We start from the raw sequence: 24,829 nt of genomic DNA on the forward strand, positions 1-24,829 counted from the left end.
GCTAAGTTAGGGGTTAGACAGTGCAGGCGACAACGCTGTAGCTTGAAAGGCGACGAATATATGACATGATTGCCGCTATGTTTCACTTATCAAGCTTCCCGGCAAGCCTGGCTAACAGATTATTTGATCACATTCAGCCACCAAATATCTCAGGGAAGTTTAAAGCAGGCAGATAAATATGAAAAATTTCCAACAAGAAATTAGCGAAACTTCTGGCTGGTTGTCAAAAATAGGCGCAGATCCCAGCGGCGGCATGACGCGATTGCTGTACACCCAAGAGTGGGTGGATGCCCAACAGGCGCTGAAGCAGGCCTTTGAAACCGCCGGGTTGACCACCCGCTTCGACGCAATAGGTAATTTATCCGGCCGCCTGCCGGGCAGCAAATATCCGGAGCAGGTGATCCTTTCCGGCTCCCATATCGATACCGTAGTGAACGGTGGCAATCTCGATGGGCAATTTGGTATCGAAGCCGCTTATCTGGCGATTAAACATCTCAAAGATACCTACGGGACTCCATTGCGGACCCTGGAAGTCATCTCGCTGGCCGAGGAAGAAGGTAGCCGTTTCCCTTACGTGTTCTGGGGCAGCAAAAATATCGTCGGCTCCGCCCGCCCACAGGATGTTCAAAATATCAGTGATGCCAAAGGCGTGAATTTTGTGGATGCCATGCGTGGTGTGGGCTTTGATTTCCGCCCGGAAAACCAGCCGCTGCGCCAGGATATTGCCGCCTTCGTTGAGCTGCATATCGAGCAAGGCAAGGTGCTGGAAACCGAAGGGAAAACCATTGGCGTAGTCACCAGCATCGTCGGCCAGCGGCGTTATGACATCAAGCTGAAGGGCGAAGCCAACCACGCGGGCACCACGCCAATGGGCTACCGCAAAGACACTGTTTATGCCTTCAGCCGCATTTGCTACGAGTCTATCGCTAAAGCCAAAGCGCAAGGCGACCCGCTGGTGCTGACCTTTGGCAAAGTAGAGCCCAAGCCGAATACCGTCAACGTGGTGCCGGGCTTTACCCATTTTACGATGGATTGCCGCCATACCGACAAAGCAACCCTGCTGCGCTTTACCCAGGAGATCGAAGCCGATATTCAACGCATCTGCAGCGAGATGGGCATTGAGGTCGAGATTGACCTGTGGATGGATGAAACGCCAATCCCGATGGATAACCAACTGCTCGCCTGCGTCAGCCACCTGTGTGAAAGCCATAAGATGAACTACCGCATGATCCATAGCGGTGCTGGCCACGACTCACAAATTTTTGCTCCGCACGTGCCTACGGTCATGATGTTTGTGCCAAGCATTGCGGGTATCAGCCATAACCCGGCAGAAAAAACCGATCTGGCGGATCTGGCGGAAGGCGTGAAAATTCTGGCGCATACCCTTTACCAACTGGCTTATACCGAGCAAGGAGCCCGCCTATGAGCAACAGCAAAACTGCCTCCAACGCCGGGTTTGATCCGCTGTACTGGAAAAAAATCGTGGTGGTCCTGTGTCTTGGCTGGGCGGTGATCTGGATTTACCGCACGGTCCTGACGCCGATCTTCCCTGAGATCCAGGCCACCATCGGCGCGCACTCGAATGCCGAAATGGGCCTGATCGCCAGCTTCTATTTCTTTGCCTATACCGGCATGCAGATCCCCGCCGGGATCCTTGTGGACAAATTCGGCAAGAAAGTGGTGCTGATCCCGGGCTTTTGCCTGTTTATTATCGCCACGCTGCTGATCGGTAATGCCACCAGCCTGACCATGATCTACGCCGGTAGCCTGCTGGCCGGGATGGGCTGCGGTTCTTACTACGGTTCGGCCTATTCGTTATCGTCAGAAAATATTCCTTTGGAACGCCGGGGTTTGGCTACCGCCATTATCAACAGTGGTTCGGCGCTGGGGATGGCCATCGGCCTGATCGCCTCCAGCCTGTTGGTAAAAAGCATGGGGATGGACTGGCAGATCATGCTGTTTATCATCACCGGCCTGCTGGTGCTGATGACGCTGGTATTCTTCCTGGTGATCAAGGGCGGCTCATACACCGCCTCACTGGCGGCCAGCCCGGCAGCCAAAACGGCTGCGGTGGCAGAAGAAACCGAGGAAGCCAGCGGGCTGTTCAGCCTGCGGATGATTTCGGCCTACGTGATGTATTTCGCCACCTGCTACGGCTATTACATGATAGTGACCTGGCTGCCCTCGTTCCTGCAGCAGGAGCGGGGATTCGAAGGCGTGGCTATCGGCTTTTCCGCCGCGTTGGTGGCCTTTGCTTCCGTACCGGGCGCGCTGTTCTTCAGCCGCATGTCTGACCGTTTCCGCGCCAGGAAAGTGCAACTGATCATCTTCCTGCAAATCTGTGCGGCGGTCATGCTGGTCTGCACGGTGATTTCGCCAGATTCCACCACCCTGCTGATCAGCCTGGTCCTTTACGGCCTGCTCGGCAAGCTGGCGGTTGACCCGATCATGATCTCTTTTGTGGCGGATAACGCCCCGAAAAAGGGTTACGGCACCAGCTTTGGCGTCTTTAACTTTTTCGGCATGTCCTCTTCGGTAATTGCTCCTTTCCTTACCGGGGTTATCTCCGATAGCACCGGCTCCAAGGTGATGGGTTTCTACATCTCTGCGGCCATCCTGGTGATCGGTACCATTATCTTCTTTACCGTCAACGTCTTGATGAAGCAAAAGAACAATCGCCAAACGGCGGCACAGGCATAATTTTTATAAGAGCTTCGGCGCTTAATAATCAGGAGAATTAACGTGGGTTATTTCAATAATCAGATTGGCTATCCAAAAGATATTCTGGCTTCGCGCTCCATTATCAAACGCGATAACTATGCGGTGATCCCACCAGATGGCTTGGTGCGTAACATCATTCCCGGCTTTGAAAATTGCGATGTCACTATTTTGGCCACACCCAAGCTGGGGGCAACTTTTGTTGACTATCTGGTTACACTGCAAGACGGCGGCCGCAACCAGCAAGGGTTTGGCGGCGAAAATATCGAAACCCTGGTCTACGTTATCGAAGGGAGCATCACCGCTTCCGCCGACAGTACCGATTACCCGCTCACCACCGGTGGTTATCTGTATTGCCCGGCAGGAGTGATGCTGCGCCTGGAGAACACCAACGGCGGTAAACCAAGCCAACTGTTCCTGTACAAGCGTGTTTATAATCGCATCAAAGGTTACGAAGCCCATGTGGTGAGCAATAACGTCAATAAGCTGGAAAGAATTCACTATGAAGGCATGAGCGATGTGATCTTGCAGGATCTGTTGCCCAAGCATCTGGGGTTCGATATGAATATTCATATTCTTTCCTTCAAACCCGGGGCCAGCCATGGTTACATTGAAACCCACGTTCAGGAGCATGGCGCTTATATTCTCAGCGGCGCGGGGGTTTATAACCTGGATAACGAATGGATCCCGGTGAAGAAAGGGGATTACATCTTTATGGCGGCTTATGTTCCACAGGCTGGCTACGCGGTCGGCCAGGAAGAGTTCAGCTATATCTACTCGAAAGACTGTAACCGCGATGTCGACTTCTAAACGATTTTAATCACCTTTTAAATAGCCCCAATCCTCACGGAAAGGGGCTTTTTTAACACTCAGTTAGCCCTCACTTCACTTTGTCCCACGGAATAATATTCTCAACGATCACCGCCATTAATACGCCAATCAACAAACCGTTACTGAATAAGGGCCTGATGGTGACCGGCACGCCCTGCCAGAAAGAAGAAGGCATACTCATCAGGAAAACCCCCAGGAACAGCGGTACAGCGAGCCGATAGATATTCCGGCTGTTAAGCTCAATCTTGTTAATAAATAAAACCGATGAGAAGAGCAGCGGCAGATAGGAGGCCAGCATCACGGCACTGCTAACCGTGAGCGGAATACTGCAAAAGAACTGCGCCAGTGGCGTCACCATGCCCACCACCAAAAAAATCACGCTACCAATAATAAATGAGCGCTGGCTACTGTCCTGGGTTTGGGTGAGTAAACCGATAGAGGAAACAAAAGGTGAAAAAGGCACCACGCCCAGCGGGGCTGCCAGGCAAGTCAGCCCACCAGACACCATAAAGCTACGGCGGAATATATGCCGCCCGGCAGGGCCACCTGCATAGAAGATGTCAGTACCGCGAATAGCGGCAAAATTGTTAGAAACGTTGACCAACCCGGTAAGGATGGCGCTGATAACAATGCCCCAATGCACCTCATGCGGCCAGCCTAATGGGAAAAGCACCCAATCGGCTCCCTTGATAGGCTCCCCGCTGGCGGCGAACCACCAGTTGTAAACGCCCCATCCCACCAGAGTACCGATCAATAACGCATACTTACCAATGGCGGGCGGCAGAAAAGCAATAATGGAGATAATCAGTATCAATACCGCCAATGCCCAAAAAAAGGCCGGGTAATTAATCGTCACCAAACCGTTATAAATACCGAACGGCAGCCCCAGCATGCCTTTCATAAAAATGGTGATGAGCTGCGCGCCCAGCAAAAACATAAAGGTGGCCATCACCGCCGGGCGGAACAGGAACGCCAGGCGAAACCCCAGCCCGCTAATGCCGATAGCCATGGTTAACACGCCAGAAATCAGGATCCCCACGGCCAGGCTGCCACCAATTTCCGGCAACGGCGTGCCGTTGGCAGATTCGGCTAATGTCAGGGTTAATATGGTTACCCACCACAACCCGGTCGGCCCTTCCATAATCGCCCGGCGATGACCAGAAAACACCTGCGCCAGGCAGGCGATCGCCGTTGAGATAAAGGTGTATTGGGTAATGCAGAAGGTAACGCCGGGGGAAAGGTTAAATGCGGATTGTAACGTCGGCGGGATCACCACCGTATTGCAGAAAATAAAAAAGAACCACTGCAAGCCTGATAACCAACTATTACGACTGGAATACAACCCGTTCATGGGCAAGGTTCCTTCATCGGCATATTCTCACCATTGATGCGCTCGCCTACCGGCGAGCGCTCATTTATCAATATCATTGTTGATGTTTAAGGACAAACTTGCCCATAGGACGAACGCCAAAACCGGCTTTGATATCGTAAATCACTTCGCCACGCAGGATGGTTTTCGTCACCCGCGCATTGATTTTCCGCCCTACATACGGACTGACTTTATGGCGATATTCGAGATCCTCTGCATTGAGCACATAGCTGCTGTTGGGCTGAATAAACACCAGATCGGCGTCTTTACCAATCGCAATACGCCCTTTGTGCTTCAGACCAAAAATATCGGCGGCGTTGGTTGCCATCAGTTTTGAGAACTGGGGCAACGACATGCCTCTTTTCTGTACGGCTTCATCGAACATGATATCGACGCAGTTCTGCAACCCGGCAATCCCGCCCCAGGCCTGCATGATATTGCCGGCTTTCATATCCGGTGGGCAGGGTGAGTGATCGGAAACCAGGCAGTCAATCTCACCGTTAAACAGTTTATCCCACAACCCAAGCTGATTTTGTGCATCGCGGATCGGTGGTGAACATTTGGCTAAGGTGCCGATCTCCTCAAACTGATCGGTGTCCAGGACGAAATAGTGTGGGCAGGATTCACAGGTAACCTGCTGCCCTTCCTGACGCGCCCTGGTCACTTCCGCCACCCCTTCCGGGCTGCTGACGTGGCAAATGTGCAACCGGCACCCGGCCACCTTCGCCAGATACAGCACGCGGCGGATCGCTTCAACTTCGGTAAATACCGGCCGTGAAGCGACATAATCATGCGCAGTGACTCGCCCGGCAGCCTTGGCCTCTTCCCCTAACGCATCGCAAATCAGGGCGTTTTCCGCGTGAACGGCAACCAGCTGATCCATTTTGGCCAGGGTCTGCAACCCCTTGAAGTACTCAAAATCATTGACGTCACGGAAGTCATTACTGACGCTGCGATCGCCACAGGTGGCTACAAAGCACTTGTAGGCCACCACCCCGACTTCATCAAGCTCATGCAGCCGATCCAGGTTGTAGGAAACCAGGCCGCCAAACTGGGCAGCATCGATGGTGAGCTTACCTTCGGCTGCCGAAAACTTCATTTCTATCGACGCTCTGTCGACGGTGGCAGGGAGCTGGTTCAGCGGCATTTCGATCATGGTGGTAATGCCGCCTTTAGCCGCAGCACGCGTACCGGTTTCATACCCTTCCCAATGGGTGCGCCCCGGCTCGGACATATGGGCATGAGCGTCGATCATCCCCGGAGCCACTACCAGCCCAGTGGCATCAATCTCCATTTTTGCGCCGGACAGGCCGCTGCCGATGGCGGCTATTTTGCCCTCTTTGATGGCGATATCGGTAATGGTGGCTTGCTGCTCAAAAACAACCGTTCCGTTTTTAATAATCATATCGAATGACATGGTAATTCTCCTTCGTGAAGTAAGGTTATCAAATTTTGATATCTGGCCGTTTTCACTGCGTTATACCCTATGAATTTCGCGTTAGCCGCTCATGCAGAGAATAACGCGCAGGTTGAAAGACGATGGGTATATAATATTCACTTCAGGTGTATTCTTTCCGATTAACAACCGCTCTACTCTTAATGGCTGCATACAAACAGAATGCACTGATAACGCCAACAAACCATGAAACGCGAGATAATGGCTCCAGCACTTCAATAAACTTCCCGCCCAGGGATAAAACTACGGCGACCAGCGTTACAATAAAAGCTACGCTATTAAAGCCATTGTCATAATAATTATAATTGCCTGTTTCGGTATATAAGGTATCGAGATCAATCTCACTACGCATCACAATAAAGTAGTGGGCCATCATAACCCCGATAACCGGTCCGAGGATCCCGCCAATCACATCCAAGAACAGATAAATACTTTCCTGATTCTCCATCAGCTTCCAGGGGCATATCATCAGGCTGATAATGCTGGCGATAATGACCCCGCTTTTGTAGGTGAGTTTTTTCGGGGCCATGGCGGCAATCTGATAACCCGCCGGGATGATATTACCGGTGGCGTTGGTTGAAATGGTGGTCATCAGAATAACCAATACCGCAAACACCGAGGCAAAAATGCTGTCCCATTTCTGCACTATATCCAGCACGTTCCAAGTATCAACGCCGTAGTGAATGCTTGCCCCGGCCAGAATACAGACGCTGGCGACGGCAAAAAGCAGATAGCCCACGACCAGCCCCAGCGTTTGCCCCAATGCCTGCTGCCGGAAACTGCTGGCATTCTGGGTGAAATCCGAGGCGCTGACGGCTGGAGCGGCCCATACTGCCACTACCGCATTGATCACCACCAGGAACATAAAGCCGCCATTGCTGGTTGGGGAGGCATTGGCCGGCACGTAGGCGATGATACTGTCAAGGCCAGCGAGGGAGATGGCCCAAATAGCCATGCCGCCAAACACTACGTAAATACAGGGATTGAGGATCGCCGTGAATTTATTGAGGATGCTGCCACCGCCCAAACCAATTGCCACGTTCACGGCCCAGAAGATCAGAAAAGCAATCAGGCCGGGTAGCGAGATCCCTAACAGATTGAAATCGCCCCCCAGGGTGAGAAATTGCGGCCACAATTTACCAATCAGGATCAGAAAAGCCAGCGAGCCTGCGTAACACTGCAAGCCAAACCACATAATGGCCGCTACACACCCCCTGAGGAAACCGGGCAACAATGCACCACGAATGCCGTAAGACGCCCGGAGGATCATGGCGAAAGGAATACCGTATTTCGAACCGGCAGCGCCGTTCATTACCATGACAAAAGCAATAATAAATGCGCTGAGGATAATCGCAGCCATAATACTGAGAGTAGAAAGACCCAGAATAAAAAATCCACCTACGGCTACATAATTGGGAACGTTATGTACCGATCCCATCCACAGAGTGAAATAATTAATTGCCTTCCAGTTTTTCTTATCCACTTCCTTCGGCAACAGATCTTCATGATAACCCCGTTGCTGGTAACTCTCTCGTTGCTTGCTACTGATAGATTCCATGAGCAGTCCTTCTTATTTTAAATAAGAAAATAGATTAAGTGAGCATAACCTTTCGTAATTAAAAATAATTTCATGAACTTTAAATCAGGGAAATAAAATACCAACGCGTTCAAGACAGCCAAGAATATAGCCATTAAATAAAAAGATAATTTTAAAAAATCACAGAGAGATATATTTTCAAGTTGCAGCCAACGCACTGCAACTTGAAGGTAATGACTCTTTAACCAGCCACTTTATGGTTGCCCATGATTTCCAACGCCTGAACCAGAGCTGAATGGTCCAGATCTTTTGCCCCATTGGCAGCACAAAGATTAAACAGCTCCTGGCAAGTAGCGGTGTTTGGCAAGCTGAGCGCCAGGGATTTCGCACCTTGCAGGGCCAAATTAAGATCCTTCTGATGCAATGAAATACGGAACCCTGGCTCGAAAGTCCGTTTGATCATCCGCTCGCCGTGCACCTCCAGAATACGCGATGAAGCAAACCCCCCATCAGCGCTTCACGAACCCGCGCCGGATCGGCCCCTGCTTTGGAAGCAAAAATCAGCGCTTCAGAAACCGCCTCAATCGTCAGCGCCACAATAATCTGGTTAGCGACTTTGCAAGTTTGGCCATCACCATTGCCACCCACCAGCGTGATATTTTTCCCCATCAGGGCCAATAAAGGTTTCACCCGGCCAAATACGCCTTCATCACCGCCGACCATAATCGTCAACGACCCCTGCTTGGCGCCTACCTCACCACCGGAAACCGGGGCATCCAGATAGTCGGCACCCATTTGGTTGATTCGCTTGGCGAAGGCTTTGGTATCCAGCGGCGAAATAGAACTCATATCCACCAGGATCTTGTTTTTGAGCTGCGCTTCGGCACAACCGTTGGCAGCGAACAGCACCTCTTCAACCTGCGGGGTATCCGGCACCATAATAAAGATAATCTCTGCCTGATCGGCCACCTGCCTGGGCGTTGCGCAGGCAATGGCTCCTTTTGCCTCCAGCGCTGGCGGCACCTGATTCAAGGTATGGGCATACAGTTGATGGCCGCCCTCTATCAGCTTTTCAGCCATCGGCGTTCCCATAATGCCTAAACCTATAAAGCCTACTTTCATGATATTTCCCTCAATTTTGATATTTCTTAATCCATGACATACCGGCAACCGTGGTTGAGGCAGGTTTATATTCACAACCCACCCAGCCGCTATAACCCATTCTGTCCAGGGCGCTAAAGATATAGTCGTAATTGATTTCCCCGGTTCCCGGTTCATGACGCCCAGGGTTGTCGGCAACCTGTATATGTGAAATTTTCTTCAGCAGTTGCTCCATGGTTTGGGTCAGTTCCCCTTCCATGCGCTGCATATGGTAAATATCATATTGAATAAACAGGTTGGGGCTATCTACCCAACTTATCAGTTCTAAAGCCTGGGCTGTCGTTTGCAGATAGAAAGCGGGCATATCGTATTTATTGATCGGTTCGACCAATAACCGGATATTTTCTTTCGCCAGTTCCTTTGCCGCGTAGCGCAGATTAGCGACAACTATTTCATCGGTCTTATGCTGCGCGATGGAGTTATCCGGGTTGCCAATCAGGCAGTTTATCTGCCCGCAGCCTAATGCACGGGCGTATTCTATAGCCAGCCCTACGCCGTCACGGAACTCGGACTCTCGCCCGGCCAGGCAAGCGATCCCCCGCTCCCCCGCCTCCCACTCCCCCGCAGGCAGGTTCTGCAAAACCTGAGTTAATTGATGTTCCTCCAGCGCGTCCCTCAACGCCGGTAACGAATAATCGTAGGGAAACATATGTTCGATGGCGGTAAATCCCTGCTGTTTGGCGCAGCGAAAGCGCTGCATAAAATCCACTTCATTAAATAGCATCGATAAATTGGCTGAAAACTTTGGCATTCGTCTTCTCCTTAATGATAAGTGAAGTAACTGACCGCCGTCGGCGCATCTTCTGGCGATTCGGCAACCGGCTCAAATTCATTAACGTTATCCAGTTCCGTCCCCATGGAAATATTGGTGACGCGCTCGAGAATAATTTCCACCACCACCGGAACCTGATACTGGCGCATTAACTCCTGCGCCTGTTGGAAGGCCGGGCCAATGTCTTCAGGTTTAACCACGCGAATCGCTTTACATCCCAACCCCTCGACCACTTTGACGTGATCGACACCGTACTCACCGATTTCAGGATTATTAATGTTTTCAAAAGACAGTTGGACGCAATAATCCATATCGAAGCCCCGCTGTGACTGACGGATCAGCCCCAGATAGGCGTTGTTTACCAATACATGGATATAGGGCAGTTTGAATTGAGCGCCCACGGCCAACTCTTCAATCATAAATTGGAAATCATAATCACCGGATAACGCGATCACGTTACGTTGCGGATCGGCCACGCACACGCCTAAAGCCGAAGGAATCGTCCAGCCTAATGGGCCTGCCTGCCCGGCATTAATCCAATGGCGCGGTTTGAATACGTGCAGCATCTGTGCCGCAGCAATCTGCGAAAGCCCGATGGTGGTGACATAACAGGCATCACGGCCAAACGCCCGGTTCATCTCTTCATAAACGCGCTGTGGCTTGATCGGCACGTTATCGAAATGTGTCTTGCGCAGCAGGGTTTGTTTGCGCTGGAGGCAGGTCTCTGCCCATGTCGACCAATCGGGCAGGCTTCCCTGGTCGGCGCGTTCACGGGCTGTTTTGACCAGCATTTGCAGGGCAGTTCTGGCGTCGGAAACAATACCCAGATCCGGGCAAATAACCCGGCCAAGCTGGGTTGGCTCGATGTCGATATGGATCACCTTGCGCCCAGCGGTGTACTTCTCAACCGAGCCGGTGTGGCGATTGGCCCAGCGGTTGCCGATCCCCAATACCAGATCCGAATCCAGCAGGTTGGCGTTACCATAACGATGCGATGTTTGTAACCCGGCCATACCCGCCATCAACGGGTGATCGTCGGCAATACATCCCCACCCCATCAGCGTTGGGATCACCGGGATATTGCAAATTTCCGCCAGTTCCTGCAGCAGCTCGGCCGCATCCGCATTGTGGATCCCGCCACCGGCAATAATCAGTGGCTTACGGGCCGCACACAGCATATCCAGGGTTTTGTCGATCTGTGCCTGAGTTGCCGCCGGTTTATAGCCCCCCAGTGAGGAGTAAGTTTCGGGGTCAAATTCGATCTCCGCCATTTGCACGTCATAGGGCAAATCGATTAACACCGGCCCGGGACGCCCTGAACGCATCAGATGGAATGCCTGTTGCAGCACTCGCGGCACCAGTGCAGGCTCCATGACGGTTACCGCCATTTTAGTCACTGGCTTGGCGATGGATTCGATATCTACAGCCTGGAAATCTTCTTTATGCAGCCGTGCCCGTGGGGCTTGGCCGGTAATACATAAAATAGGAATGGAATCGGCAGAAGCGGAATAGAGCGCGGTGATCATATCCGTTCCTGCTGGCCCGGAAGTCCCGAGACATACGCCGATGTTACCCGCTTTGGCACGGGTGTAACCTTCTGCCATATGGGATGCGCCTTCAACATGGCGCGCCAGATAATGCTTGATGCCGCCATGCTTGCTCATGGCATTGTAGAATGGGTTGATTGCCGCGCCAGGCACGCCAAATGCGGTGGTAATGCCCTCTTTTTCGAGTACGTACATCGCCGCATCTACTGCTCGCATTATTGCCATCTAAACATTCTCCTAAATTTTTGGAAAAATTTTCCAAACTTTAAATGTATTCAAAAAAACCCGTCTGCTCTGTCAACGGGGGAGGTTCCTCATCCTGTAACCGCTACAACGGCTACAGGCCTGGTGTTAAACGTTGTCGCCTTTACTGCGTGAATCACCTAATGCGGTGCTGATGTCGGTAGCGACATCGCGCACCAGTTCCCCCAGCTCCTTAAAGCGCTCACTGCTCACACGTGCGCTAGGGCCGGAAATTGAGATGGCTGCCACCACGTTGTTGTTGCGATCAAACACCGCCGACGCCAGACAATTGAGGCCCATTGCGTGTTCTTCTTCATCAATGGTGTAGCCCTGTGCTAACGATTGAGCTAAATCCTTGCGCAATAAATTCACGCTGGTCAGGGTCTTCGGGGTGAACGAATGCAGCCCCGAGCGCACAATCAGATCCAGCATTTCTTCTTCCGCCAACGGATAGAGCAATGCCTTTCCCGCCCCGGATGCATGCAGGGGCAAGCGGCTGCCAAGGGGCGCGCACATCCGCACCATGGCCTGGCATTCACATTGGCGAATCAATACCGCATCGAAATTATTGCGGATAGCCAGGTTGGCGGTTTCACCTGATAACAGCATCAGGCGCCGCATATAAGGACCGGCGACGGAAACCACGTCCCTGTCGTTCATATATGCGGCCCCCACGGTGAAGGATTGAATACCTATATGCCACCAGCCAAGCTGCGGATCCTGAAAAACGAACTCTGATTTTTCCAATACTTTCAATAATCTGAAAGTGGTTGATAAAGGGAGCTCCAACTTCTCGGATAACACGGAAACGGATGAGCTTCCCCCGGCATTCGCCAGAAACTGCAAGATCTCCAGACCACGATCCAATGCCTGTGCGCCTTTTGTCACCCCTGCCTCCGTCGTTGGTCTTCCTTTTCTGCGTAATTCGTTCATTCAGGCTTTCCTTTATTTAGCTCAAAGTTTCTTCCCGCTATAATAAACAGCCTGTGCGACGGGGGACAGCGCTATCCAAGCACAACCCGGCAAGACTCCGGTAATTGCCTGACGATGCAGTTATCAGCGCCCCCACGATCCACCGTGAAAAAGTCGGTGACCTCGCCAAAAGCAAATAAAGGGTGATGCCAAACGTTGCGGTGATAATTCACCCCTTGCTTGCCGTTAGTGATAAAGGCACGCAAGGTACTAAGCGGAATGTCATCCCCCTCCCCAGCTTCAGCCACAATCACCACAAAGCGTTCCCCCTTCATCGGCATAAAAGCTTGTGATGACAACGGGTGCTTCTCCAGAACGGAGAACTCCATTGGCAGGGCGCAGGGTTCCGATCGGTTGATACTGACCAGCACGCGGTGGTTGTCAGAAACCTCCACCTTGGCAAGATCATGGTATCTCTCTGTTTTTCCATCATTAATATGGAAGAACGGCGACCCTTCAATTTGCAGCACATTACCATAAGGCGCGAAGGCTTCTGGCGTTAACTCAACGGCAATCAAGTCCATCTGTTTCTCCAAGATCGTTTCAAAAAGGAACGTTACCGATTGGCTAACTCTAATCAGGTAGCTTTTAATTTAATAGTTATTATTGGAAAAATTTTCCACAATAAGATCGACAGCACACTTTTTACACCAAAACAAAAATAATATGTTTATAATCAATAAATTAAAAAATACGCCAATGAAAAACAACTCATTAACAGAGCTGTTACTTTCGGCTTGCTGAGCGGGTTCAGGCGGATAAAGTGTGATCGAGATCATGGGGTGAGGCTTTATGGCTAACCCAAGAGGAATAAGGTAAGTAAATTCTTTTGCAAGATTATGGGAACCATGACAGCACCCGTTAAGGAATCGACATGCTGGATCAAGAAACAATTCGATCGTTTATCAAGGTCGCGGAATGTCAGAGCTTTTCCCGTGCCGCCGAATTACTGCATAAAACCACCGCCACCATCAGCTATCGCATCAAAACGCTGGAAGAAAGCATCGGCACTCAGCTTTTTATCCGCACCACCCGCAGCGTGAACCTGACACCGGCCGGAGAATATCTGCTGGAACGCTGCCGGCAGTGGCACAACTGGCTTGACTCCATGCCTGACGAACTTCGCCAGATCAACGATGGCGTTGAGCACCAGGTCAATATTGTGATCAATAATCTGTTGTATAGCCCCGTCACGGTTGCCCGCCTGTTGGCCTACCTGCAACAGCGTTATCCATTTACGCAGTTTCATATTTCGCGCCAGGTTTATATGGGGGTATGGGATGCCCTGTTGAACGAAGATTGCCACCTGGCCATTGGGGCGGCTGGCAATGAGTCGCTGGAAAATGGCATCAATGTTCTGCCGCTGGGCAAGATCGAATGGGTGTTTGCCATCGCGCCGCATCATCCGTTGGCTAACACCGAGGAACCGCTGGTTGAAGATCAGTTACGGCTTTATCCGGCTATCAACGTCGAAGATACCGCCCGCCATCTGGCCAAACGCATCGCCTGGCTGCTCTCCGGGCAGCATGAGATCAAGGTGCCGGACCTGCATACCAAACTGGAATGCCATTTGCGCGGTGTCGGCATTGGTTTTTTGCCACGCGCGCTGTGCCAGCCCTACCTCAATAACGGTGAGCTGGTACAAAAAATACCGCATCGCCCCCGCCATCAATCCGCATTGTCATTGGCCTGGTCCAGCCATCGCAGTGGCGAAGTGGTCAAAAGCATCATTGCGTTATTCCAGACAGGCGATCCGCTGATCCAGGGATTTATTTCCCCGTTGGAATAATCGCCGGGCGTTAGGTTTATCCCCCTGCTTAGAGTAATATCTCTTTATATGTCTGACAGGAGGTTGTGCCATGTTTACCATTATTCCGATTGTAATTGTTGTTGCGTTGATTATCGTCTTCGCCAGCGTAAAAATTGTGCCACAGGGCTACCAATGGACGGTGGAGCGCTTTGGTCGTTATACCAAGACGCTAATGCCAGGCTTAAACCTGGTGGTGCCATTTATGGACCGCATCGGCCGCAAAATCAATATGATGGAGCAAGTGCTGGATATCCCTTCACAGGAGATTATCTCGCGCGATAACGCCAACGTGGCGATCGATGCAGTTTGCTTTATTCAGGTGGTGGATCCGGCGCGTGCAGCCTATGAGGTCAGCAACCTTGAGCAGGCGATCGTCAATCTGACCATGACCAACTTCCGTACCGTGCTGGGCTCCATGGAGCTCGACGAAATGCTGTCACAGCGCGACAGCATCAACAGCCGTCTGCTGCATATCGTTGATGAGGCCACCAACCCTTGGGGCGTCAAAATCACCCGTATCGAAATCCGTGACGTTCGCCCGCCAGCCGAACTGATTGTGGCTATGAACGCCCAGATGAAGGCCGAACGTACCAAACGTGCCGATATCCTGGAAGCGGAAGGGGTGCGCCAGGCCGCCATTTTGCGTGCCGAAGGGGATAAGCAATCGCAAATCCTGAAGGCCGAAGGCGAGCGTCAATCTGCGTTCCTGCAGGCTGAAGCGCGTGAACGTGCCGCTGAAGCGGAAGCGCGCGCAACGCAACTGGTTTCCGATGCCATTACCAACGGTAATATTCAGGCGGTTAACTACTTCGTCGCGCAGAAATACACCGATGCACTGCAAAAAATTGGCAGTGCCAATAACAGCAAAGTGGTGATGATGCCGCTGGATGCCAGCAGCCTGCTGGGCTCAATTGGTGGCATTACCGAGTTGCTGAAAGACAGCAAGGGCAAGTAATCATGGTTGAACAGATCGCAGCCAACCCACAATGGTTCTGGATCACACTCGGCGGGTTGCTGCTGGCAGCAGAAATGCTCGGTGCCAGCGGTTATCTGCTGTGGAGTGGCGTTTCAGCGGTAGTAGTCGGGATGGTAGTCTGGTTGCTACCGCAGTTGGCCTGGGAATGGCAAGGCGCTATTTTTGCCGTAATGACCATCGCCGTGGCCTATCTGTGGTGGTATTGGCTGCGCAAGCGGCCAACGTCGGCTGGCAGCGGTTCGCAGGTACTTAACCAGCGTAACCGCCAGCTGATCGGCACCCGCGCCACGCTGACCGAGCCAATGCATAACGGTGTAGGCCGCATTAATATTGGTGACAGCAGTTGGCGGGCGCAAGCCAATGAGGATCTGCCTATCGGCACCGAAGTGGAAGTGGTGGCGGTTGAAGGCGTGACCTTGGTGATCCGCGCTATTATCCGTTAATGCTTGTGGCAGCAGCCTGCCAGATTATTAATGATCGGGCAGTCTGCACCCTCATCCCCCGGGCATTGTTCCGCCAGTGCCAGCAACCGCTGGCGCATTTCACCCAGTTCACTGATGTGTTTTTCAATATCGGCCACTTTCTGCAACGTTCGTGCTTTAACATCGGCGCTGTGGCGAGCCGGATCGTTGAACAGGGCAACCAGTTCACGGCACTCATCAAGGTTAAAACCCACCTGACGAGCCTGGCGCAAAAGTGTCAGTTCTTCTATGTGCCTGTCATTGTAACTGCGATAGCCGTTATCGGTGCGAAGAGGCGCCGTCACCAAGCCTTTCTCTTCATAAAAACGAATGGCTTTACTGGTGAGACCGGTTATTTTTGCAACATCGCTGATATTCAATTTTTCCCCCTTGACCTTACCCTTGCTGGAAGGTTTAACCTTATTCTCAATGATAAGAACCGAGGCGGTCAAGTCTTAAGCAACTGCCCTTTTTTGCGAGGAAATAAATCATGTCACAGACTACCGTTCTAGCATTGCAGGGCCTCTCCTGCATGAACTGCGCGCAGAAAGTGAAAAAAGCGCTGGAAAGCCGCGACGATGTCCAACAGGCAGAGGTGAATGTTCACTATGCCAAAATTACCGGTGAAGCCCCGGCCACGAGCCTGATCGACAGCGTCATTGCTGCCGGTTATCAAGCCGAAGTTGCCACCCAGGCGGATACCGAGCTACAACTTTCCGGCCTTTCCTGCATGCACTGCGTGGGCAGTACCCGCAAGGCTCTGGAAGCCGTACCGGGCGTGATCGCAACAGACGTCAGTCTTGATGCGGCAAAAGTCTACGGTGACGCCACTGCCGAGCAACTTATCGCGGCAGTCGAAGAGGCGGGTTATCACGCCAGCCTGGCAGGAGAAACCCAACACCCAAAAACTGAGCCGCTGACTGAAACTGCCCCAATTCTGCCGGAAACCCAGGCAGCGGCCCCCTCCTCTATTCCGGTAACGGCAATTGATGACGACAGCATCCAGTTGTTGCTCAGTGGCATGACCTGCGCCAGCTGTGTCAGCAAAGTCCAGACGGCATTGCAGAACGTGCCTGGAGTGGAAATGGCGCGGGTGAACCTGGCGGAGCGCAGCGCGCTGGTTAGCGGCAGTATGGCCGCCGAGGCGCTGATCGCGGCGGTAGAAAAAGCTGGCTATGGCGCGGAGATGATTCAGGACGAAGCTGAACGCCGCGAACGCCAGCAACAGACAGCGCAGGCCAATATGAAACGCTTCCGTTGGCAGGCTGCGCTGGGGTTGGCGGTGGGCGTGCCACTGATGGCCTGGGGCGTATTTGGTGGCAGCATGTCGCTGACGCCGGAAACCCAGCAACCCTGGATGATTGTTGGCCTGATTACCCTGGTGGTGATGGTATTTGCCGGTGGCCACTTCTACCGTAACGCCTGGCGAGCACTGATGAACGGCACCGCCACCATGGATACGCTGGTAGCCTTGGGCACGGGTGCCGCCTGGTTGTATTCCATCAGCGTCAACATTTGGCCAGATTTCTTCCCGATGGAGGCACGACATCTCTATTACGAAGCCAGCGCGATGATCATCGGCCTGATCAACCTTGGCCATGCTATGGAGCAACGTGCACGGCAGCGTTCTTCCCAGGCGCTGGAGCGTTTGCTGGATCTGACGCCACCAACGGCCAGGCTGTTCACCGAGCAGGGCGAGAAAAATATCCCGCTGGCAGAAGTGCAGTTGGGTATGACGCTGCGCTTAACTACAGGCGATCGCATCCCTGTAGACGGCGAGATCGTTCAAGGCGAAGTCTGGATCGACGAAGCCATGTTGACCGGTGAAGCGGTGCCGCAGCAAAAAGGGATCGGTGATACGGTCCATGCCGGTACGGTGGTTGATGATGGCAGCGTGTTGTTCCGTGCGGCGGCTATCGGCAGCAAAACCACGCTGGCCCGTATCATTAAGCTGGTTCGCCAGGCGCAAAGCAGCAAGCCGGAAATAGGCCAATTGGCAGACCGGATCTCGGCGGTGTTTGTGCCTACCGTGGTGGTGATAGCCCTGTTCAGTGCAGCTATCTGGTACTTCTTTGGCTCACAACCACAGTTGGTTTACACGCTGGTGATTGCCACAACGGTGTTGATCATTGCCTGCCCCTGCGCCTTGGGGTTGGCAACACCGATGTCGATCATCTCTGGCGTTGGCCGGGCCGCTGAGTTCGGGGTGCTGGTGCGTGACGCCGATGCGCTGCAACAGGCCAGCAATCTCGACACATTGGTATTCGACAAAACCGGTACGCTGACGGAAGGCCAGCCACGCGTCGTTGAAATTATCACCTTTAATCAGGTGGATGAACAACAGGCATTACGCTGGGCTGCGGCGCTGGAGCAAGGAGCCAACCACCCGCTGGCCCGAGCTATCGTTGATCATGCCAAGGGGCAGGTATTACCTGCGGTTGAGCAGTTCCGCACGTTACGCGGTGCGGGCGTCAGCGGTGAGGTCGAAGGTGTGCAATTGCTGTTGGGTAACGCCAAGCTATTGCAGGAAAACCAGATAACCACAGGCGAACTTGAGCAGCACATACAGCAGCAGGCTGAACGCGGCATCACCCCGGTTCTGCTGGCCGCCAATGGTAAACCGGCTGCCTTGATAGCCATCCGCGACCCTTTGCGCAGCGACAGTGTCAGTGCATTACAGCGCCTGCACCAGCAAGGTTATCAGTTGGTGATGTTGACGGGTGATAACCCGGTGACTGCCAATGCGATTGCCAAAGAGGCCGGTATTGACCGGGTGATTGCTGGCGTTATGCCGGAAGGTAAAGCGGATGCCATCAAGCAACTGCAAGCTCAGGGCCACCGGGTCGCCATGGTAGGTGATGGCATCAACGACGCCCCGGCGCTGGCGCAAGCCGACGTGGGGATCGCCATGGGGAGCGGGAGTGATATCGCCATCGAAACGGCCGCAATTACCCTGATGCGCCACAGCCTGCACGGCGTAGCAGACGCGCTGGCCCTATCGAAAGCCACGCTGCGTAATATGAAACAGAACCTGCTTGGGGCCTTTATCTACAACTCGCTGGGTATCCCCATTGCCGCTGGCGTGTTGTACCCGCTGACTGGCACGTTACTCAGCCCGGTGGTGGCCGGTGCGGCAATGGCGCTGTCTTCGATTACCGTGGTCAGTAACGCCAACCGGTTGCTGCGCTTTAAACCCAAACAGTGACCCCCAACCGGAGCGCAGCCCATCGCGCTCCGGTCCGCTTTGGGATAATTCCTTTAGTATTAAGGCTTTTCTGTCCGGCGGTTAGCGTTTAGCATGGGGCAAACGCCAGCTTTCTGGAGCCACGCTGTATGGGCCAACTGTTACGCCGCATCGCCGCCTTTTTCGGGTTTATTTCCCCTGCGGCCTACTCCTATCCGGCTATAGATATTACGCTGCCGGGGGATCGCCAGCTCCATCTGGTCGGCAGTATTCATATGGGCACAGTAGATATGTCGCCTTTGCCCTCCCGCCTGGCAGCGCGTTTGCGCCAGGCTGATGCGTTGATCGTTGAAGCCGACATCACCGGTTCCTCTTCCCCCTTTGGCCAGGGCGACGCGCAACCCACACTGGAACAACGTCTTTCCAACGAAGAATTCCAGCAACTGCAGGCGTTATGTCAGGAGCTTGGGACCAACGAGGAAACCTTCTCCGCCCTGCCCGGCTGGCAGGTCGCGCTGATGATGCAGGCACAGCAGGCACAGCGGCTGGGGCTACGAGCCGAATATGGCATCGACTACCAGCTATTACAGGCCGCCAAAGTGCAACAGATGCCAGTGATTGAGCTGGAAGGTGCCGAAGAACAACTTGGCATGCTGGAACAGTTGCCGGAGGGGGAATGGCACTGCTGCACGACACGCTGGAACATTGGCACACCAATGCACGTTTGCTGCAAACCATGGTGAGTTGGTGGCTGGATGCCAAGCCTAACGCCACGCTGGAAACGTTACCCTCCACTTTCAGCGCCGAGCTTTATGACGTGCTGATGCACCGCCGTAACCGCAATTGGCAGCAAAAGCTGGAAGCGTTACCGCCAGGAAACTATGTGGTGGCCGTAGGCGCATTACATCTGTATGGCGAAGACAATCTGCCCGCCATGCTGCAGGCGCGATAAAAAAGTGGCCAATATCGCTATTGGCCAGTCAAAGAGGAATTTCTAATATTTTAGTTATACGCAGAGTAACCGTGTTAACGATTACAACAGACAGGGTAGCAATCTGATGAACATATTGGCAACTGCCTTTACTTATTCCTGGCACGGGTTGCTCATCTGATTCCAATTTTGTAATTTTAGGATATTCGATTGCAACTTCCCACGGTTTTGGAAAACAACTTATGACTCCCGCAGTGGTTCTGCTTGAAAAACAAAAGGTGGTTTTTACTCTTCACGCGTATCACCACGACAGTGATGAAACCAACTTTGGTGACGAAGTGGTGAAAAAGCTGGGGTTGAACGCGCAACAGGTCTACAAAACGCTGTTAGTGGCGCTGAATGGCGATGCCAAAAACCTGGCCGTGGCGGTCACACCGGTGGCGACTCAGTTGGATTTGAAGAAGGTGGCCAAAGCGCTGGGGGCCAAGAAAGCCGAAATGGCCGATCCGCAACTGGCTCAGCGGGTGACTGGTTATCTGGTGGGGGGATTAGCCCGCTTGGGCAAAAGAAACGCTTACCCACAGTGATCGATGCCCCAGCACAGCAATTCGCCACCATTTTTGTTTCCGGTGGCAAGCGCGGGTTGGATATCGAGTTGGCGGCCAGCGATCTTTGCCGCCTGCTGTCTGGCAGCTTCGCCGAGATCGCCAAACTGGATTGAACAACCTGGCCGTTGCATCGGCAGCGGCCAGGTTTGCCAGCACCTGCGTTACTGGTAAACAATTTCACCCTTCGGTTCAAACGCCGCCGCATCCAGCGGTGAGTGCTTCTCGATATACTGCTTCATTACGTGAATAAAAATTCGATAACTAATTGTTTATAAACAGTTATCTCCACTTCCGACAAGTGAAACCATTGAAATGACACAAATAAAAACCACTGAAAAACAGCATATTAAAAATTGAGCATAACGAGCTTCGCCTCTTAGATTGAGGGTAAACCCATGCTGCATGTTGAAGTGACTATCGATAAGAAGAAGAAACTGCCCGAAGGTGCCGCTACTGCGCTAGCCGTTGAACTGAACAAACGACTACAGCGTAAATTTCCTGACGTGGAAGCTACCGTGCGCATGGCTGGCGGGGATGAGCTATCCGTACGCGGCGGTACACCGGCTGATCGGGAAGCGATCGAGGAGATACTACAGAAGACGTGGGAAAGTGCCGAAGATTGGTTTCAGCAGCAGCCATTGAAATCTCGGGTTTAGTTGGTTATGTTGACCTCAAGCCAATCAACAAGGAAAAGTGATGGATACGGTTGAAGAATTTGGCGGGACATACTTCTATAAAGGGTACAGTAATTTGACTCCCCGGCAGCTATTCTGGCTCATCTGAGTCGATGCGTTCAGTCACCATGCTGGCATTGAAATATCAGCAGCAGCAATGATTCTGTCTGGCTATCCAGTACTGCCCACACGTAGGAAACCTATCGGTGCAACAAGAGGGACGTCAATTGCATCCGTGGTATCCAGAAAGCTTCTTCCTGATTTGCGTCTTCCCTCAGGCGTGGTAATGCCAACGCTTGTCTGGCGCTCTCTTAAAGATCTACACATAAGTTATACCAACAAGATTAGGACAATAATTGGTCGAAATATACCATGGATTGGCTATGCTATGGCAGTCCATACTGTATATGCCATCAGTAAGGATGTTAAAGATACATTTAATCTTATTGCTAGGCCTGAGCACGCAATTGCATGGACATACTTTTGAATATCAAAAATGATATCTTGGCATTCATCAAAAAAACCACAGTCGTAGAAAATTTCTTTTCTGGGGTGAGTTAAAACCTGTGTCGCTGGAAACCGATCTTCGGCAAGATTTGAAGATTATTTACGAAGATGCTTGTGACCTCTTCGCTTTCTATTTTAATAACTGGAAAGTTGAACTCGGTAACTTCAGCATTGACAGATACTTTTCACCGGAATATTTAGGATCTTCTGCCCCTGAAAAACCTCTGGAACCTATCACCGTTGGTATGCTTGTCGAATCAGCCAAGGCTGCCCGATGGCTATATTAGCCGGGATTGCTCCCGGCAATAATCATTTCGACCGGCGCGGGCGTTTCACCTGGTGGTGGTTCTTCGCCATCTTCTGGCGCGATTACTTCTGGCTGCTCTGGTTCCAGGATAACTTCGTCTTCCGGCGTCAGGTTATTCAGGGAGCCATGAGGCCACTCGCTGTTATATTCCGTCAGCCAGTACTCCGTAATTTCCCGAGCTTCATTCAGGGTTCTGAACAGATAAAAATCCAGTATCTCCGTCCGCTAGGTGCGGTGAAAACGCTCGATAAAAGCATTCTGCGTCGGCTTTCCCGGCTTGATAAATTCCAGTAACACACCATGTTCTTCGGCCCATTGCGCCAGTGCCAGTGAGACCAGTTCTGGCCTGTTATCCATCCGCATCTTCAGCGAATAGCAGCGGTTTGCCACTATCCTGTCCAGCACTCTCACAACGCGTTGCGCCGGAATATTCAGGTCAATTTCTATCGCCAGCACTTCACGATTAAAATCATCCACCACATTGCAGGTCCGGAAGCGTCTGCCACAGGTCAGTGCATCATGCATAAAATCGATGGTAGTAACCTCCAGCGCACGACGCACTACTTTGACCAATGCCGGATTGACGCCCTTAAGGTTTCGGTATCAACCGTAAAGCGAGGCGGTCAGATTGGCTATCAGAGCATTACAACAACATTTAGCAAGGCAAAGGATCAATCAGGACTGAAATGGAGCAAGGGAACCCCGCCGACATTCCACGAGCAACGCTCACTATCCGAACACCTGTATCGCGATCAGGGTATCGATACGATGTCTCTGCTTGGACACAAAAACCAGCAAATGACCGATAAATATAATGATGATAGGGGCAAAAATTGGACAGTTATCGCGGTGTGATTGTGGCTATTTTTTGTACCGTTTTGCAGAAGAATTTTGTGAGGCTCAAAACTGGCGGTTTTATATCCTGCCACGGAAATAAAACCGCCTTTAAATTTAATTACTTATAAACAATTTCACCCTTCGGTTCAAACGCCACCGCATCCAGCGGTGAGTGCTTCTCGATATATTGCTTCAGCACTTCCGCATCGATAAAGCCGGTATTGACGTAGCTTGGCAGAGTATCGATCTTCGGATAGCCGTCCCCCCCAGCGCGTTAAAGTTCAGCGTGGCCATGCGGTAGGTTTTATCTGCCTGTAATGGCTCACCCTTGATTTTTACGTTGCTGACGCCTTTGCCGTCTGCGACCAGACTAACGTTGGCAAATTGGGCATAGGCGCCGGAGTCCACCTTCATATTCGCTACCACCGCCAGATACTGCTCAATCTCACGGCCTTTCATGTCGGCATACACCAGCGTATTGCCGAATGGCTGTACCTTGAGCACGCTCTTATAGGTGATATCCCCAGCGTCAATCGAGTCACGCACGCCGCCACCGCTCATCACGGCAAAATCGGCATTGGCCCTTTCCATCTGCGCTGCCAACAGCACCCGCGCAAGATTGGTCTGTACGAAACGGACTTTGCTGCGATCGCCCTCCAGCTTGCCGTTAACACTGCCGATCTTCACCTCCAACTGTGCCTTGCCTTTATCCTGGAACGGCGTCAGCAGTTTCATCATGCCCGGATCTTCGGCAATTTCCTGTTGGTAATACACACGTTCGCTGGTGCCATCGGCCTTCTCAACCTTCTTCTTCAGGTTGACCGGGATCAGTTGGTAATGCACCAGTTTCAGCTCACCGTTACGGAACTGGAAATCGGCGCGGCCAACGTACTTGCCCCATTCATGGGCCTGCACGATCCAGGTGCCGTTCTGGCGATCCGGCGCACAGGGCGTACCTGGTACATAATCTACCTGTTTGTGGTTTTCACTCGCCATACAGACCGGATCCTGCGAATGCCCGCCAACGATCATATCCAGGTAGCCCGCAGGCAGGCTGCGCGCCATTTCCACATCGCCCGGGGCGTTAGAGCCATGATTACCATCGTCGTAATGGCCCATATGGGTCGCGGCGATAATCACATCCGGCTTTTCATCTTTGCGCAGTTGCTCAACAACCTGCCTGGCTTCCTGCGCAGGAACCCGGAATTCGATATCGGTAAAGTACTCCGGGTTGCCGATTTTTGCAGTGTCATCGGTAGTCAGGCCGATTACCGCAATTTTAACCCCTTGCTTATCAAACAGGGCGTAGGGCTTGAACAGGCGCTGCTGAGTACTTTTCTGATAAATATTGGCGGACAACAGCGGGAAAGAGGCCCACTTCTCCTGCTGGCGCAACACGCTGAGCGGGTTATCAAATTCGTGGTTGCCGATAGCCATGGCGTCATAGCCGATCATGGTCATGCCACGGAAATCAGGTTCCGCATCCTGCAGATCCGATTCCGGCACGCCGGTATTGATATCTCCACCGGACAATAACAGCAGGCTGCCACCTTTGGCGGCCACTTCCTGGCGAATATTGTCTACCAAGGTTTTCTGTGCCCCCAGGCCATATTCGCCATGATCGTTCTGCCAGAAATGGCCGTGGTGATCGTTGGTGTGCAGGATGGTGATATCGTAGGTTTTATCCTTTTCCCAGGCGCTGGCCGTTCCAGAAAGCAACGTCAGGGAAACAGCCAACGCACATGCGGTGGTTGGAAGCGAAAAGCGCATGGCAGATCTCCTTGGTAAATAATGGGTATTTTTGATGAAGACGAAATTGTAACGCGAATTAACAACAACAAATTTCAAATTTTTGCGACAGGCATCAAATTATGTCGGATAGGCAAGCGACGACTCAAAAACTGTGCTGAAAGATTGGCTGAGCGGAT

The 24,829-nt window shown here is 52.3% G+C and carries 17 protein-coding genes and 8 pseudogenes; 13 read left to right on the forward strand and 12 right to left on the reverse strand.

What is annotated here, in order from left to right; translation table 11 throughout:
• The first annotated feature begins 178 nt into the window (after nt 1-178).
• Genes allC through allE form a run of 3 tightly spaced genes read left to right on the forward strand, consistent with a single transcriptional unit; the run spans nt 179 to nt 3,528 of the window.
• Nucleotides 179-1,426 carry an allantoate deiminase gene (gene allC, locus ACQ86O_RS25600; protein ID WP_431223402.1) on the forward strand — a complete coding sequence of 416 codons (1,248 nt, stop codon included), beginning with the start codon at nt 179-181 and terminating at the stop codon, nt 1,424-1,426.
• Nucleotides 1,423-2,700 (forward strand): MFS transporter, encoded by a 1,278-nt coding sequence (locus tag ACQ86O_RS25605; protein WP_431223403.1) that lies wholly within the window; start codon nt 1,423-1,425, stop codon nt 2,698-2,700. Before allC ends, ACQ86O_RS25605 begins: the two co-directional genes overlap by 4 nt.
• A gap of 42 nt (nt 2,701-2,742) precedes the next feature.
• Entirely contained in the window at nt 2,743-3,528 is a 786-nt protein-coding gene (gene allE / locus ACQ86O_RS25610) for a (S)-ureidoglycine aminohydrolase (protein ID WP_431223404.1), read from the forward strand.
• A gap of 70 nt (nt 3,529-3,598) precedes the next feature.
• On the opposite strand, the gene ACQ86O_RS25615 is transcribed toward allE, so the two are convergent.
• The 8 genes and pseudogenes from ACQ86O_RS25615 to ACQ86O_RS25650 form a co-directional block, all read right to left on the reverse strand.
• Nucleotides 3,599-4,900 (reverse strand): uracil/xanthine transporter, encoded by a 1,302-nt coding sequence (locus ACQ86O_RS25615; protein ID WP_431223405.1) that lies wholly within the window; start codon nt 4,898-4,900, stop codon nt 3,599-3,601.
• Between the two features lie 73 nt (nt 4,901-4,973).
• Entirely contained in the window at nt 4,974-6,335 is a 1,362-nt protein-coding gene (gene allB / locus ACQ86O_RS25620; protein ID WP_431223406.1) for an allantoinase AllB, read from the reverse strand.
• A 142-nt stretch (nt 6,336-6,477) separates the two neighbouring features.
• Nucleotides 6,478-7,932, reverse strand: coding sequence for an allantoin transporter (locus ACQ86O_RS25625; protein ID WP_431223407.1), 1,455 nt, complete (start codon nt 7,930-7,932; stop codon nt 6,478-6,480).
• Nucleotides 7,933-8,152: 220 nt separating this feature from the next.
• A pseudogene (glxR, locus tag ACQ86O_RS25630) lies at nt 8,153-9,033 on the reverse strand (2-hydroxy-3-oxopropionate reductase).
• Nucleotides 9,034-9,043: 10 nt separating this feature from the next.
• Nucleotides 9,044-9,823 carry a hydroxypyruvate isomerase gene (gene hyi / locus ACQ86O_RS25635; RefSeq protein WP_431223408.1) on the reverse strand — a complete coding sequence of 260 codons (780 nt, stop codon included), beginning with the start codon at nt 9,821-9,823 and terminating at the stop codon, nt 9,044-9,046.
• Nucleotides 9,824-9,834: 11 nt separating this feature from the next.
• Nucleotides 9,835-11,616: a glyoxylate carboligase gene (gene gcl / locus ACQ86O_RS25640; protein ID WP_431223409.1), complete on the reverse strand. Its 1,782-nt coding sequence runs from the start codon at nt 11,614-11,616 to the stop codon at nt 9,835-9,837.
• A gap of 126 nt (nt 11,617-11,742) precedes the next feature.
• Nucleotides 11,743-12,567 (reverse strand): HTH-type transcriptional repressor AllR, encoded by an 825-nt coding sequence (allR, locus tag ACQ86O_RS25645; protein ID WP_431223410.1) that lies wholly within the window; start codon nt 12,565-12,567, stop codon nt 11,743-11,745.
• 71 nt (nt 12,568-12,638) lie between these two features.
• Nucleotides 12,639-13,130, reverse strand: a complete 492-nt coding sequence (locus tag ACQ86O_RS25650) for an ureidoglycolate lyase (RefSeq protein WP_431223411.1) — start codon at nt 13,128-13,130, stop codon at nt 12,639-12,641.
• A gap of 350 nt (nt 13,131-13,480) precedes the next feature.
• Between ACQ86O_RS25650 and allS the strand changes: the two genes are divergently transcribed.
• The 3 genes from allS to ACQ86O_RS25665 all read left to right on the forward strand — a co-directional run bounded on the left by allS (nt 13,481) and on the right by ACQ86O_RS25665 (nt 15,835).
• The gene (gene allS, locus ACQ86O_RS25655; protein WP_431223412.1) at nt 13,481-14,395 is read left to right on the forward strand and encodes an HTH-type transcriptional activator AllS; all 915 of its coding nucleotides are present in this window, start codon (nt 13,481-13,483) and stop codon (nt 14,393-14,395) included.
• 70 nt (nt 14,396-14,465) lie between these two features.
• Complete coding sequence (locus tag ACQ86O_RS25660) at nt 14,466-15,371, forward strand: SPFH domain-containing protein (RefSeq protein WP_431223413.1); 906 nt, start codon at nt 14,466-14,468, stop codon at nt 15,369-15,371.
• Nucleotides 15,372-15,373: 2 nt separating this feature from the next.
• Nucleotides 15,374-15,835, forward strand: a complete 462-nt coding sequence (locus ACQ86O_RS25665; protein WP_431223414.1) for an NfeD family protein — start codon at nt 15,374-15,376, stop codon at nt 15,833-15,835.
• Here the strand turns inward: ACQ86O_RS25665 and cueR are convergent.
• A complete protein-coding gene (cueR, locus tag ACQ86O_RS25670) occupies nt 15,832-16,233 on the reverse strand; it encodes a Cu(I)-responsive transcriptional regulator (protein ID WP_431223415.1) in 402 nt (133 codons plus the stop codon). The genes ACQ86O_RS25665 and cueR overlap by 4 nt on opposite strands.
• A 110-nt stretch (nt 16,234-16,343) precedes the next feature.
• Here cueR and copA point away from each other — a divergent pair, with 110 nt between their 5' ends.
• From copA to ybaK, 3 genes and pseudogenes are all read left to right on the forward strand, one after another.
• Nucleotides 16,344-19,058, forward strand: coding sequence for a copper-exporting P-type ATPase CopA (gene copA / locus ACQ86O_RS25675; protein WP_431223416.1), 2,715 nt, complete (start codon nt 16,344-16,346; stop codon nt 19,056-19,058).
• Nucleotides 19,059-19,186: 128 nt separating this feature from the next.
• Nucleotides 19,187-19,989, forward strand: a pseudogene (locus ACQ86O_RS25680) (TraB/GumN family protein).
• A 221-nt stretch (nt 19,990-20,210) separates the two neighbouring features.
• Nucleotides 20,211-20,689: pseudogene (gene ybaK, locus ACQ86O_RS25685) on the forward strand (Cys-tRNA(Pro)/Cys-tRNA(Cys) deacylase YbaK).
• Between the two features lie 48 nt (nt 20,690-20,737).
• Here the strand turns inward: ybaK and ACQ86O_RS25690 are convergent.
• Nucleotides 20,738-20,818 (reverse strand): annotated as a pseudogene (locus tag ACQ86O_RS25690) (5'-nucleotidase C-terminal domain-containing protein); the annotation flags it as partial.
• Nucleotides 20,819-20,971: 153 nt separating this feature from the next.
• Between ACQ86O_RS25690 and ACQ86O_RS25695 the strand changes: the two are divergent.
• The 3 genes and pseudogenes from ACQ86O_RS25695 (at nt 20,972) to ACQ86O_RS25705 (ending at nt 22,044) form a co-directional block, all read left to right on the forward strand.
• The gene (locus ACQ86O_RS25695; protein WP_431223417.1) at nt 20,972-21,232 is read left to right on the forward strand and encodes a DinI-like family protein; all 261 of its coding nucleotides are present in this window, start codon (nt 20,972-20,974) and stop codon (nt 21,230-21,232) included.
• A gap of 40 nt (nt 21,233-21,272) precedes the next feature.
• Nucleotides 21,273-21,737, forward strand: a pseudogene (locus ACQ86O_RS25700) (STM2901 family protein).
• Between the two features lie 79 nt (nt 21,738-21,816).
• Nucleotides 21,817-22,044 carry a DUF1493 family protein gene (locus ACQ86O_RS25705; RefSeq protein ID WP_431223418.1) on the forward strand — a complete coding sequence of 76 codons (228 nt, stop codon included), beginning with the start codon at nt 21,817-21,819 and terminating at the stop codon, nt 22,042-22,044.
• Nucleotides 22,045-22,166: 122 nt separating this feature from the next.
• Here ACQ86O_RS25705 and ACQ86O_RS25710 read toward each other — a convergent pair.
• A pseudogene (locus ACQ86O_RS25710) lies at nt 22,167-22,664 on the reverse strand (integrase core domain-containing protein); the annotation flags it as partial.
• Here ACQ86O_RS25710 and ACQ86O_RS25715 point away from each other — a divergent pair.
• Nucleotides 22,662-22,919 (forward strand): annotated as a pseudogene (locus ACQ86O_RS25715) (tyrosine-type recombinase/integrase); the annotation flags it as partial. The pseudogenes ACQ86O_RS25710 and ACQ86O_RS25715 sit on opposite strands and share 3 nt — an antisense overlap.
• 100 nt (nt 22,920-23,019) lie before the next feature.
• On the opposite strand, the pseudogene ushA reads toward ACQ86O_RS25715, so the two are convergent.
• Nucleotides 23,020-24,671 (reverse strand): annotated as a pseudogene (ushA, locus tag ACQ86O_RS25720) (bifunctional UDP-sugar hydrolase/5'-nucleotidase UshA).
• Between the last annotated feature and the right edge of the window lie 158 nt (nt 24,672-24,829).

Source organism: Serratia sp. L9, assembly GCF_050632285.1.
In the GTDB taxonomy this organism is placed as follows: Bacteria; Pseudomonadota; Gammaproteobacteria; order Enterobacterales; family Enterobacteriaceae; genus Chania.